The organism is Micromonospora sp. WMMD714 (assembly GCF_029581315.1).
Classification (GTDB): domain Bacteria; phylum Actinomycetota; class Actinomycetes; order Mycobacteriales; family Micromonosporaceae; genus Micromonospora; species Micromonospora rifamycinica.
Genome location: NZ_CP120744.1, coordinates 3,403,270 through 3,415,321 on the forward strand (window position 1 = coordinate 3,403,270; position 12,052 = coordinate 3,415,321).

At 74.1% G+C, this 12,052-nt stretch carries 12 protein-coding genes; 9 read left to right on the forward strand and 3 right to left on the reverse strand.

What is annotated here, in order from left to right; translation table 11 throughout:
- Window positions 1-102 precede the first annotated feature (102 nt).
- From truB to O7625_RS15185, 7 genes are all read left to right on the forward strand, one after another.
- Window positions 103-987, forward strand: coding sequence for a tRNA pseudouridine(55) synthase TruB (gene truB, locus O7625_RS15155; protein ID WP_282346637.1), 885 nt, complete (start codon window positions 103-105; stop codon window positions 985-987).
- A gap of 127 nt (window positions 988-1,114) precedes the next feature.
- Entirely contained in the window at window positions 1,115-2,041 is a 927-nt protein-coding gene (locus tag O7625_RS15160; protein ID WP_282346638.1) for a bifunctional riboflavin kinase/FAD synthetase, read from the forward strand.
- Between the two features lie 242 nt (window positions 2,042-2,283).
- Window positions 2,284-2,553: a 30S ribosomal protein S15 gene (gene rpsO / locus O7625_RS15165; RefSeq protein ID WP_067302624.1), complete on the forward strand. Its 270-nt coding sequence runs from the start codon at window positions 2,284-2,286 to the stop codon at window positions 2,551-2,553.
- Window positions 2,554-2,776: 223 nt separating this feature from the next.
- A complete protein-coding gene (locus O7625_RS15170) occupies window positions 2,777-5,161 on the forward strand; it encodes a polyribonucleotide nucleotidyltransferase (RefSeq protein ID WP_067302627.1) in 2,385 nt (794 codons plus the stop codon).
- A 205-nt stretch (window positions 5,162-5,366) separates the two neighbouring features.
- Complete coding sequence (locus tag O7625_RS15175) at window positions 5,367-6,653, forward strand: pitrilysin family protein (protein WP_282346956.1); 1,287 nt, start codon at window positions 5,367-5,369, stop codon at window positions 6,651-6,653.
- Window positions 6,654-6,797: 144 nt separating this feature from the next.
- Complete coding sequence (gene dapB / locus O7625_RS15180) at window positions 6,798-7,565, forward strand: 4-hydroxy-tetrahydrodipicolinate reductase (protein ID WP_282346639.1); 768 nt, start codon at window positions 6,798-6,800, stop codon at window positions 7,563-7,565.
- Between the two features lie 122 nt (window positions 7,566-7,687).
- Window positions 7,688-7,864 carry a hypothetical protein gene (locus O7625_RS15185; RefSeq protein WP_282346640.1) on the forward strand — a complete coding sequence of 59 codons (177 nt, stop codon included), beginning with the start codon at window positions 7,688-7,690 and terminating at the stop codon, window positions 7,862-7,864.
- A gap of 13 nt (window positions 7,865-7,877) precedes the next feature.
- On the opposite strand, the gene O7625_RS15190 is transcribed toward O7625_RS15185, so the two are convergent.
- Together O7625_RS15190 and O7625_RS15195 are read right to left on the reverse strand one after the other, a co-directional pair.
- On the reverse strand, window positions 7,878-8,258 hold the full coding sequence (locus O7625_RS15190; RefSeq protein WP_282346641.1) for a VOC family protein: 381 nt from the start codon (window positions 8,256-8,258) through the stop codon (window positions 7,878-7,880).
- A gap of 72 nt (window positions 8,259-8,330) precedes the next feature.
- The gene (locus O7625_RS15195) at window positions 8,331-8,912 is read right to left on the reverse strand and encodes a GNAT family N-acetyltransferase (RefSeq protein WP_282346643.1); all 582 of its coding nucleotides are present in this window, start codon (window positions 8,910-8,912) and stop codon (window positions 8,331-8,333) included.
- 36 nt (window positions 8,913-8,948) lie between these two features.
- Here O7625_RS15195 and O7625_RS15200 point away from each other — a divergent pair, with 36 nt between their 5' ends.
- On the forward strand, window positions 8,949-10,259 hold the full coding sequence (locus tag O7625_RS15200) for a glycosyltransferase 87 family protein (RefSeq protein ID WP_282346644.1): 1,311 nt from the start codon (window positions 8,949-8,951) through the stop codon (window positions 10,257-10,259).
- Here O7625_RS15200 and O7625_RS15205 read toward each other — a convergent pair.
- Window positions 10,158-10,709: a GNAT family N-acetyltransferase gene (locus tag O7625_RS15205; protein WP_282346645.1), complete on the reverse strand. Its 552-nt coding sequence runs from the start codon at window positions 10,707-10,709 to the stop codon at window positions 10,158-10,160. The genes O7625_RS15200 and O7625_RS15205 overlap by 102 nt on opposite strands.
- A gap of 78 nt (window positions 10,710-10,787) precedes the next feature.
- On the opposite strand from O7625_RS15205, the gene O7625_RS15210 reads away from it, so the two are divergent.
- Window positions 10,788-12,017 (forward strand): crosslink repair DNA glycosylase YcaQ family protein, encoded by a 1,230-nt coding sequence (locus tag O7625_RS15210; RefSeq protein WP_282346646.1) that lies wholly within the window; start codon window positions 10,788-10,790, stop codon window positions 12,015-12,017.
- Window positions 12,018-12,052: the final 35 nt, after the last annotated feature.

Here is a 12,052-nt window from a genome sequence, read left to right on the forward strand (position 1 = left end):
CGCCCGCCCGGCACGGCGCTCCGACGGGTGGCGGGCACCACGGTCCCGGTCGTCGCCGTGCGGTGACGGGGGCGGCCATCCCGTCTGGCAGGCTTGGCGGTCGTGAACGGTGACGGTCTGATCGTGGTCGACAAGCCCGGCGGCATGACGTCGCACGACGTGGTGGCGCGGATCCGCCGGTTGGCCCGGACCCGCCGGGTCGGGCACGGCGGCACCCTCGACCCGATGGCCACCGGGGTCCTGGTGATCGGGGTGGGCCGGGCCACCCGGCTGCTGACGTACGTGATCGGGGCCGGCAAGAGCTACACCGCGACGGTCCGGCTCGGCCAGTCCACCGTCACCGACGACGCCGAGGGCGACGTGCTCACCAGCACGCCGGCCGGTGAGCTGACCGACGCCGCGATCCGGGCCGCGTTCGGGCCGCTGACCGGGGAGATCGACCAGGTGCCCAGCGCGGTCAGCGCCATCAAGATCAATGGTGAACGGGCCTACAAGCGGGTCCGGGACGGGGAGAGCGTCGACCTGCCCGCCCGGCGGGTCACCGTGCACCGGCTGGACGTGCTGGCCATCCGCCGGGACACCCCGGACGTGGTCGACGTCGACGTCGACGTCACCTGCTCGTCGGGGACGTACATCCGGGCGCTGGCCCGGGACGCCGGCCGGTCGCTGGGCGTCGGCGGGCACCTCACCGCGCTGCGGCGGACCGCTGTGGGCAGTTTCACCCTCGCCGAGGCGGCCACCCTCGCCGCCCTGGAGGAGCGGGCGCCCGAGGTGGTCGATCTGCCCCTGGACACGGCCGCCGGCCGGTACTTCCCCCGCCGGGACGCGGGGGTCGACGAGGCGCGGGTGCTCTCGCACGGTGGCCCGCTCGACCCGGTGGGCATCGCCGGGCCGTACGCCGTCTTCGGACCGGACGGCGGCCTGATCGCTATCGTCAGCGAGCGGGACGGCCGGGCCCGCGCGGAGATCGTCCTCGCCCCGGCCTGACCGGGCGCCGAGCGGCGTGGACGCGGGCGACGGACGGTACGGCGCGACGAGCGGGGACAGCGGCCGGGACGGGTCGGTGGTGGTGGGCACGGTGGGCCGGTCAGCGGCGGAGCAGGGGAGGAGCGGCATGCAGCGGTGGCGGGGGTACGAGGCGACGCCCGGTGGGTGGGGGCGGTCGGTCGTCACCATCGGCGTCTTCGACGGCGTGCACCGGGGGCACCAGGCGACCATCGGGCACGCCGTGGCCCGCGCCCGGGACCTGGGCATCGGCTCGGTGGTGGTGACCTTCGACCCGCACCCCGTCGAGGTGGTCCGCCCCGGCTCGCACCCGGCCGTGCTCACCGAGCCCGCCCGCAAGGCCGAGCTGATCGAGGCGCTCGGGGTCGACGTGCTCTGTGTGGTGCCGTTCACCAAGGAGCTCTCCCTGCTCCCGCCCGAGGCGTTCGTGCACGACATCCTGGTCGAGCACCTGCACGCCGCGCTGGTGGTGGTGGGGGACAACTTCCGGTTCGGGCACCGGGCCGCCGGGAACGTCGAGCTGCTGGAACGGCTCGGCCGCGACTCCGGCTTCGAGGTGGAGCACGCCCCGCTGGTCGCCGCCGCCGGGACGGTCTTCTCCTCGACGTACATCCGGTCCCGGGTCGAGGCGGGTGACGTGGCGGCGGCAGCGGCGGTGCTCAGCCGACCGCACCGGCTCGAAGGGGTGGTGGTCCTCGGCGACCAGCGCGGCCGGGAACTGGGCTTCCCCACCGCCAACCTGCGCTGCCCGCCGCACGCGGCGGTGCCCGCCGACGGGGTCTACGCCGGCTGGCTGGTGCGCGGGGGTACCGAGCGGCTGCCGGCGGCCATCTCGGTCGGCACCAACCCGACGTTCGCCGGCCGGGAGCGCCGGGTCGAGGCGCACGTCCTGGACTTCTCCGGCGACCTGTACGGCGAGCACGTCGCCCTGGACTTCGCCGCCCACCTGCGCGGCCAGATCCGCTACGACGCGATCGAGCCGCTCCTCGTCCAGATGGCCGAGGACGTCGAGCGGACCCGCCGGGCGGTCGGCTGACCGGTCGGGCCGTCGGCGGGCCGGCGTCCTCGGCAGCCTGGCCGGGATGCGCCGTCGCGGCCGGCGCGTGGGCCTTGACCGGGCGGTTCCGCGACGGGCTGGTAAGGTGGCGGTGACGTCGGATGACCGACGCGGGGCCTCGCGTGCCTGCACGACGCCGCGGGTGCGAGGTTCGTCCGTCCCCGGTCCACTCGGATCCGTACGACGGACATCAGTTGTCAACCCACCGAAACAGGGAGAACATGGCGCTCGACCAGGAAGCCAAGGCCAAGATCCGCTCGGAGTACGCGACCGCCGAGGGCGACACCGGTTCGCCGGAGGTGCAGGTCGCGGTCCTCACCAAGCGGATCGCGGAGCTGACCGAGCACCTGAAGGTGCACAAGCACGACCACCACAGCCGCCGCGGGCTGCTGCTGCTGGTCGGTCGGCGCCGCCGGCTGCTCAACTACGTCCAGAAGAAGGACATCAACCGCTACCGGTCGCTGATCGAGCGGCTCGGCCTGCGCCGATGACGTGACGGGGGAGTGGCCACCGGGTCGCTCCCCCGTTCCGCGCACCACCAGAAGAAGAGGGCCGCGCGACCACCCGACAGGGAGCCGGTCAGCGTACCGGTCTCCGGTAGTGGCCCCCGGGCAACCCGGCATCATGCCGGCCACCCGGGCGCTTCGATCGAAGACCGGCCGTCTGAGCAGCTCCGGTGTCGTGGGCCCACGACGCGAAGGAGTACCACCGCACATGACCGAGACCAACCTCGGCACCGAATCCCGTACCGCCGTGATCGACAACGGGTCGTTCGGCACCCGTGAGATCACCTTCTCCACCGGCCGGCTGGCCCGGCAGGCCGCCGGCTCCGTCGTCGCCCAGCTCGGCGAGACGGTCGTCCTCTCCGCCACCACCGCCGGTAAGCACCCGAAGGAGCAGTTCGACTTCTTCCCGCTGACCGTCGACGTCGAGGAGCGGATGTACGCCGCGGGCCGGATCCCCGGTTCGTTCTTCCGCCGCGAGGGCCGGCCCAGCGAGGACGCGATCCTCACCTGCCGGCTGATCGACCGGCCGCTGCGCCCGTCGTTCGTCAAGGGCCTGCGCAACGAGGTCCAGGTCGTAGAGACCGTCCTCGCGCTCGACCCGCAGCACCCGTACGACGTGGTCGCGATCAACGCGGCCTCGATGTCGACGAAGCTGTCCGGCCTGCCGTTCTCCGGCCCGATCGGGGCGACCCGGGTGGCCCACGTCGACGGCCAGTGGGTGGCCTTCCCGACCCTGGAGGAGCTGGCCCGCGCCACCTTCGACATGGTGGTCGCCGGCCGCGCGCTCGACGACGGCGACGTCGCGATCATGATGGTCGAGGCCGAGGCGACGCCGAACGCCGTGGCCCTGATCGCGGGCGGCGCGACCGCCCCGACCGAGGAGATCGTCGCCAGCGGCCTGGAGGCCGCCAAGCCGGCGATCCGCGAGCTGTGCCGCGCGCAGAGCGAGCTGGCCGAGGTGGCCGCCAAGCCGGTCACCGAGTTCCCGGTCTTCCTGGACTACCAGGACGACGCCTACCAGGCGGTGGCCGAGCTGGTCCGCGCCGAGGTGGCCGAGGCCCTCCAGATCGCCGGCAAGGCCGACCGCGAGGAGGCCCTGGACCGGATCAAGGCCAAGGTCGCCGAGGAGCTGGGCGGCCGGTTCGAGGGCCGGGAGAAGGAGCTGTCCGCGGCCTTCCGGTCGCTGACCAAGTCCGAGGTCCGCAACCGGGTGCTGCGCGAGCAGGTCCGCATCGACGGCCGGGGCCCGCGGGACATCCGGGCGCTGACCGCCGAGGTCGGCGTGCTGCCCCGGGTGCACGGTTCCGCGCTGTTCGAGCGGGGCGAGACCCAGATCCTCGGCGTCACCACGCTGAACATGCTGCGCATGGAGCAGATGGTGGACACCCTCTCGCCGGAGAACCGCAAGCGCTACATGCACAACTACAACTTCCCGCCGTACTCGACCGGGGAGACCGGCCGGGTCGGTTCGCCGAAGCGGCGGGAGATCGGCCACGGCGCGCTGGCCGAGCGGGCGTTGCTGCCGGTGCTGCCGACGCGCGAGGAGTTCCCGTACGCGATCCGGCAGGTCTCCGAGGCGCTCGGCTCCAACGGCTCGACCTCGATGGGGTCGGTCTGCGCCTCGACGCTGGCGCTGCTGTCGGCCGGTGTGCCGCTCAAGGCGCCGGTGGCCGGCATCGCGATGGGCCTCATCTCCGACGAGGTGGACGGCAAGACCCAGTACGTGACGCTGACCGACATCCTCGGCGCCGAGGACGCGTTCGGGGACATGGACTTCAAGGTCGCCGGCACGCCGGAGTTCGTCACCGCGCTCCAGCTCGACACCAAGCTCAACGGCATCCCGTCGGACGTGCTCGCCGCCGCGCTCCAGCAGGCGAACGAGGCCCGGCAGACCATCCTCGGCGTGATGCAGGCGGCGATCGAGTCGCCGGCCGAGATGTCGGACTACGCGCCGCGGGTCACCACCGTCAAGATCCCGGTGGACAAGATCGGCATGGTGATCGGCCCGAAGGGGCAGACCATCAACGCCATCCAGGACGAGACCGGCGCCGAGATCTCCATCGAGGACGACGGCACGATCTACGTCGGCGCGACCAACGGCCCGTCGGCGCAGGCCGCCGTGGACCGGATCAACGGGATCGCCAACCCGACCCTGCCCAAGGCCGGCGAGCGGTTCCTCGGCACGGTGGTCAAGACCGCCGCGTTCGGGGCGTTCATCTCGCTGCTGCCCGGCCGGGACGGCCTGCTGCACATCTCCAAGGTGGGCGACGGCAAGCGGGTCGAGCGGGTCGAGGACTTCCTCAACGTCGGTGACAAGGTCGAGGTGGAGATCGCGGACATCGACGCCCGCGGCAAGATCTACCTGGACAAGGTCCGTCCGGAGGGCGCCGAGGCGCCGGCCGCCGGTGAGGCCGGTGAGGCCGCCGGTGGCGACCGCCCGGCCGGCCGCGGTGGTGACCGGGGTCCGCGGGACCGCGGTGACCGGGGCGGCGACCGGGGTGGTCGTGCCCCGGAGCGCGGCGAGCGCGGCCCGGGTGGCGGCGAGGGTGGCGACGGCGGCGAGCGTCCGCGTCGGCGTACCCGGCACAGCTGAGCAGTGACCGGCCGGGTGACGACGTCGTCGTCACCCGGCCGGTGCGTCTCCCTCCCACCCCTCGTCGCACGGAGAGCAGGTCTGCGTGAGCCGTTCGCCGTTCCCCCCGGCTCGACGGCCGGTGACCCCGCCCGGTGTCGTCCGGCACGCCACCGCCGGGCCGGCCGGTCGCGCCGGCACGGCGTCCCGGGCGGTCACCCGCACGATCAGTGACGACCCGTTGGGCGGCACCGTGCGGCGGACCGTCCTGCCGAGCGGCCTGCGGGTGCTCACCGAGGCGATCCCGACGATGCGCAGTGTCTCGTTCGGTATCTGGGTAGCCGTCGGTTCGCGCGACGAGACCGGCCCGCAGGCGGGGGCCGCGCACTTCCTGGAGCACCTGCTCTTCAAGGGCACCCACAGGCGCACCGCGTTGGAGATCTCCTCGGAGATCGAGGCGGTGGGCGGTGAGACCAACGCCTTCACCACCAAGGAATACACCTGCTACTACGCCCGCGTGCTGGACGAGGACCTGCCGCTGGCGATCGACGTGATGTGCGACGCGGTCGCCGACTCGCTGCTGGAGCCGGCCGACGTGGAGACCGAGCGCGGGGTCATCCTCGAAGAGATCGCCATGCACGACGACGAGCCCGGCGACGAGGTGCACGACCTGTTCGCCCGCGCCGTCTACGGTGGCCACCCCCTCGGCCGGTTGATCTCCGGCACCGAGGAGACGGTCACCCCGATGACCCGCCGGCAGATCCAGGGCTTCTACCGTCGCCGCTACACCGCGCCGCAGATCGTCGTCGCCGCCGCCGGCAACCTCGACCACGCCGCCGTGGTCCGGCTGGTCCGCCGGGCGCTGCACGGCACTCCGCTGGACACCGCCCCGGCCGAGCCGGGCACGCCCCGGCCGACCACCCCGGCGGTACGCACGAAGCCGGCCACCGTCCTGGTCGAGCCGAAGGAGACCGAGCAGGCGCACGTCATCCTCGGCTGCCCCGGCATCGACCGGGTCGACGACCGGCGGTTCGCCCTCGGGGTGCTCAACAACGTCCTCGGCGGCGGGATGTCCAGCCGGCTGTTCCAGGAGATCCGCGAACGCCGTGGCCTGGCCTACTCGGTCTACTCCTATGCCAGCCAGTACGCCGACAGCGGCCTGTTCGCCGTCTACGCCGGCTGCGCGCCGGGCAAGGTCGACGAGGTGCTCCAGCTCACCCGCGCCGAGCTGGCCCGGGTGGCCGCCGACGGGCTCACCGAGGCGGAGGTGGCCCGGGGCAAGGGGATGAGCAAGGGCTCGTTCGTGCTGGGCCTAGAGGACACCGGCTCCCGGATGAGCCGGCTGGCCAAGGGCGAGCTGCTCTACGGCGACCTGACGCCGGTGGACGAGCTGCTGGCCCGGGTCGACGCGGTGACCGTGGCCGACGTGAACACCCTGGCCGCCGAGCTGCTGAGCCGGCCGATGTCGCTGGCGGTGGTCGGGCCGTTCGGGGAGCGCGACTTCGTCGGCTGAGCCGCTGCCGCCCCGCGGGCGGCGGTGCGGTGACCCGGCGCGGGCGCGGGCGGTGGCCCGGCCGGCGGGGCGTGCCGCGTGGCGGGCGTGGGACGGTGGTGGTCCGGCGGTGGGCCGCGTCCCGATTGGGATAGGTTGTGCCCCGTGACTGAGGAGCAGACGAAGGGCCGGGACGGGTCGATCCGGGTCGGTGTGCTCGGGGCCCGGGGCCGGATGGGCGCCGAGGTGTGCCGGGCCGTCGACGGGGCCGGCGACCTGGACCTGGTGGTGGCGGTCGACCAGGGCGACGACCTGTCCGCCCTCTCCGCCGCCGAGGTGGTCGTCGACTTCACCACCCCGGACGCCGTGATGGACAATCTGCGCTGGTGCGTCGAGCACGGCGTGCACGCGGTGGTCGGCACCACCGGCTTCACCGGGCAGCGGCTCGACCAGGTGCGCGGCTGGCTGGCCGACCGGCCCGACGTCGGGGTGGTGATCGCCCCCAACTTCGGCATCGGCGCGGTGCTGATGATGCAGTTCGCGGCCCGCGCGGCCCGGCACTTCGAGTCCGTGGAGATCATCGAGCAGCACCACCCGCGCAAGCTCGACGCGCCGAGCGGCACCGCCACCCACACGGCCCGGCTGGTCGCCCAGGCCCGTGCCGACGCCGGTCTCGGCCCGACCCCCGACGCCACCAGGGACGAGGTGCCCGGCGCGCGGGGAGCCGACGTCGACGGGGTACGCGTGCACGCGGTCCGCGCGACCGGCCTGCTCGCCCACCAGGAGGTGCTGTTCGGCACCCTGGGCGAGACGTTGACCATCCGGCACGACTCGTACGACCGGGTGTCGTTCATGCCGGGGGTGCTGCTGGCGGTGCGGTCGGTCCGGCAACGACCGGGCCTGACCATCGGCCTGGACGCCCTGCTCGACTAGGCCGCCGCACCGCGCCGTAACGCGCTGGCCCCGCCCCGCTGTGCCGAGCCGAGCCGGTCGCGGGTCGGCGCCGGGGGGCGAATTCGTTGGCGGTGCGCCGGCCCGGACCCTACGCTGCCCCGGTGCTGGATTCCGGACATACCGATCGGCTGGGGCGGCGGGTCACCCTGCGCCCGGCGGGCGACGACAACTGGCGCGCGGTGGCCGACACGGCCGCGGCCCGGCTCTACACCTCGCTGGGCTTCGCGCCCACCGGTGTGGTGGAGGACGACGAACTGGTCGCCGAGCTCCGCCGCTGACCCCTGCACGGCGTCACTCCTGCTCGATCACCGACAGGATGTTGCCGGCCGGGTCGGTGAACCAGGCGATCGTCGGCCCGTTGTCGCGCATGATCCCCCGGTCGTCCTGCGGGAACCCCGGGTACCGGGCGAACCGCACCCCCCGGGCGGTCAGCTCGTCGACCGCCCGGTCGACGTCGGGCACCGGGAAGTTGAGCACGGTGAACGTCGCCGGCACGTGGTCGGCCTTCGGGTAGACCACCACGTCCCGGTCCCCGGCCAGGTGCAGCTTCAGCAGTCCGCCGGGGCCGCCGAGCTGCGACACCCGCAGGCCGAGGGTGTCGGCGTAGAACTCCCGCGCCCGGTCGGTGTCGTCGGCCGAGAACCCGCTGAACGCCTTCGTGTCCCGGAACATGGTCGTCTCCTCACCGGCGGTGGCACCCTGTCGCCTCCGGTCTACCAGGGCGGGCCGACAGAACCGGCCGGGTCAGGGCGCGTCGGCCGGCTCGGCGGGGACCGCCACGTGCAGCCGTACCTGGGGGACGAGCATGTCGTCGACGTCCAGCGCGCGGGCCGCGCCGTCCGGCTCCCAGCCGGTGCTGGTGAGGAACTTGCGGGTCGCCTCGTCCCCGTCGAACGCCCAGGCCACCGCGTGGGTGAACCCGTCGGCCCGCCAGCCGTCCACGGCGGCGGCGAGCAGCCGGCTGCCGTGCCCGCGCCGACCCCAGCGCGGTTCGACCAGCAGGTCGGTCACCGCCGCCACGCCGGCCCCCAGCGCGGCCGGCGGCTCGCCCGGGGCGAGCGCCTCGGCGTCCGCCGGCCCGGAAGCCGCGAAACCCACCAGATAGGATTGCTCGGCCTGTTCCACGGCGACGAGCACCCGGTGCGTGGCCGAGGGCGGCTCCTGCACCGCCGCGCTCCACCGCCGGGCGAGCCACGCCTCGTCCAGGTTGTCGAGCACGTGCCGGGGCAGCAGTCGACGGTACGCGACCCGCCAGGTCGCGAGCTGCACACGGGCGATCTCGGCGGCGTCCTCCGGACGCGCCGGGCGGACGAACCCCAGAGCCATGGCACGAAAGCCTAGGCCACAGCGAGGGAGACGACGGTGGCGCAGGGTGCCAGGCGGACGACCGGGCAGGTCGTCGCGGTGGTGGCGCTCGCCGTCGCGGTGACCGCCTTCCTCTCCGTGGCGGCCGTCCGGCACGGTTTCTTCGACCTCAAGGTCTACTACGGGGCGCTGCACTTCTGGGTCCACGACCACGGCGAGATCTACGACTACCTCAAGCCCGGCACCCAGTACGGCTTCACCTACCCGCCCTTCGCGGCCCTGGTGATGCTCCCGATGGCCTACCTGCCGTGGCCGGTGGCGATCTCGGTCAGCGTGGCGGCCACGGTGGTGGTCAGCGCGGTGCTGGTCTGGTGGCTGCTCGACCCGGTCGCCCGGCGGGCCGGCTGGACCCGCTGGTTCACCCTGGCGGTGGCGCTCTGCCTGGCCGCCGCGTTCGAGCCGATGCGCGAGACGGTCAACTTCGGCCAGGTCAACATGCTGCTGCTCTTCCTGGTGGCGGTGGACCTGCTGCGACTGCTGCCGGCCGGCAACCGGTGGGCCGGGGTCGGTATCGGGCTGGCCACCGCGATCAAGCTGACCCCGGGCGTCTTCATCGTCTATCTGCTGGTCACCCGGCGGTTCCGGGCCGCCGGCACCGCGGTCGCCGCGGCGGCGGCGGCCACCCTGCTCGCCGCCGGTCTCTTCCCCGACGCCGCCCGGGAGTTCTGGACGTCGGCGCTGTGGAACACCGACCGGGTGGGCGAGCTGGCCTTCGTGTCCAACCAGTCGCTGCGCGGGGTGGTGGCCCGGCTGAACCCGGAGCATCCGAGCACCCTGGCCTGGCTGGTCCTGGTGCTGCTCACCCTGGTCGTCTGGGCCTGGCGCTGCCGGGCCGCCGTGGCGGTCGGCGACGAGGCCACCGGGCTGGCGCTGACCGGCGCGGTGATGTGCCTGGTCAGCCCGGTCACCTGGGTGCACCACCTGGTCTGGCTGATCCCGGCGCTGATCCTGCTGGTCGACAACGCCGTCGCCGCCCCCGCCGGCGGCCTGCGGCGGTGGCTGCTGCTCGCCCTGGCGGTGGTCGGCTACGCGCTGCTGTGCAGCCGGATCGTCTGGGCCTGGGAGAAGGACTTCACCGGGGTCGGCGGCTTCCTGGGCAGCAACACCTACGTCTGGATCAGCCTCGCCCTGCTGGTGCTGCTGCCGGTCCGGGCCTGGGCCGCCCCGGTCGGTGGCCGGGGCGACGGGCCGCCGCGTCCGCTCGGGTCAGCCGGGGAGCCGGCCGGTGTAGCGCAGCTCGTCGAGGTGGACCGGGGGTCCGCCGCCGGCCAGCGGCACCGGGTAGCGGGACCGTCGGCCGTCGGCTGACAGGCCGGCCCGCTCGTAGAACCGGCGGGCGCGGGCGTTGTCGGCCAGCACCCAGACCCGGTACTCCCGCCAGCCGCGTGCCGCCAGCCCGTCCCGGGCGGCGGCGAGCAGGGTCCGCGCGGTGCCGTCGCCCCAGTGCGCCGGCTCCACGTAGATCGCCAGCAGTTCGCCGTACGCCGGGTCGAGGTCGCCCCGGTCCTGGTTCCTGCGGTACGGGCCGAAGGTGGTGAACCCGGCCGGCACCCCGTCGATCTCGGCGAGCAGGGTGGTGAACGGGTGCTCCGGGTCGGCGGTGCCCAGGTCCCGTCGGCGCTGTGCCCAGGCCACCGGGTTGAGCCGGGCCAGCACCTCGGCCGGCATGAAGCCGGCGTACCCGGCCTGCCAGCCGTGGATGTGCACCCGGGCGATCGCCTCGGCGTCGTCCGGCTCCTCGCGGCGGATGGTGAGCATGTGTCCGTTCTATGCCCCGGCGGGGGTTCGGTCCAGTACCCGGTCCGGTGTCGTACCGCTGGTCTAGGGTCGTCGGCGATGGCCGCACCGGAATCGCTCTCGCTCGCCCAGGCCCGGCGGATGGCGCTCGCCGCCCAGGGTTTCGCCGACCCGCCGCCCACCGGGGCGCCCACCCGCCGGCACCTGCGCCGGGTGCTCGACCGGGTCGGGTTGATCCAGATGGATTCGGTCAACGTGCTGCAACGCGCGCACTACCTGCCGCTCTACAGCCGGCTCGGCCCCTACCCGACGAGCCTGCTCGACACCGCCGCCTACCGTCCGCCCCGGGAGCTGTTCGAGTACTGGGGGCACGAGGCGTCCCTGGTGCCGGTGGGGCTGCACGCCGCGTTGCGCTGGCGGATGGCCAAGGCCCGCGACGACGCCTGGGGCGGGATGCGGCGGATCGCCCAGGAGCAGCCCGAACTGGTCGCCTGGGTCCGCGACGAGGTGGCCGCCCGGGGGCCGCTGACCGCCGCCGAGATCGAGCACGACGCGCCCCGGGAGACCGGCAACTGGGGGTGGAACTGGTCGGCGGTGAAGCGGGCGCTGGAGTTCCTGTTCTGGGCCGGGGAGGTCACCGCCGCCACCCGTACCCCCTCCTTCGCCCGCCGGTACGACCTGCCCGCGCGGGTGCTGCCGGCGGCCGTCCTCGACGCGCCCACGCCGACCGACGCCGAGGCGTACCGCACCCTGGTCGCGGTGGCGGCCCGGTCGCTCGGGGTGGCCGCCGAGCCGGAGCTGCGGGACTACTTCCGGCTCCCGCTGGCCGGCGCCCGGCAGGCCGTCGCCGAGCTGGTCGAGGCCGGTGAGCTGGTGCCGGTGACGGTGCCCGGGTGGCGGCAGCCCGCCTGGCGGCACGTCGACGCCCGGCTGCCCCGCTGGGTACGGGTCAACACCCTGGTCAGCCCGTTCGACCCGCTGGTCTGGGAGCGGGCCCGCACCGAGCGGCTGTTCGGCTTCGGCTACCGGATCGAGATCTACGTGCCGGCCGCGCAGCGGGTGCACGGCTACTACGTGCTGCCGTTCCTGCAGGGCGAGCGGTTCACCGCCCGGGTCGACCTCAAGGCCGACCGGAAGGCCGGGGTGCTGCTGGTGCCGGCGGCCTGGCAGGAGCCCGGCGTCGACCCGGGGGAGACGGCCGTCGCGCTCGCCGCCGAGCTGCGCCGGCTCGCCGGCTGGCTCGGTCTGGACGCGGTCGCCCCACCGGCGGCGGGCGACCTGGCGGCCCCGCTCGCCGCCGCGCTGCATCGCCTCACCGGTGTACCGTGAGGCCGTGACGAGCGTTGACGGGCCGACCGGGCCGA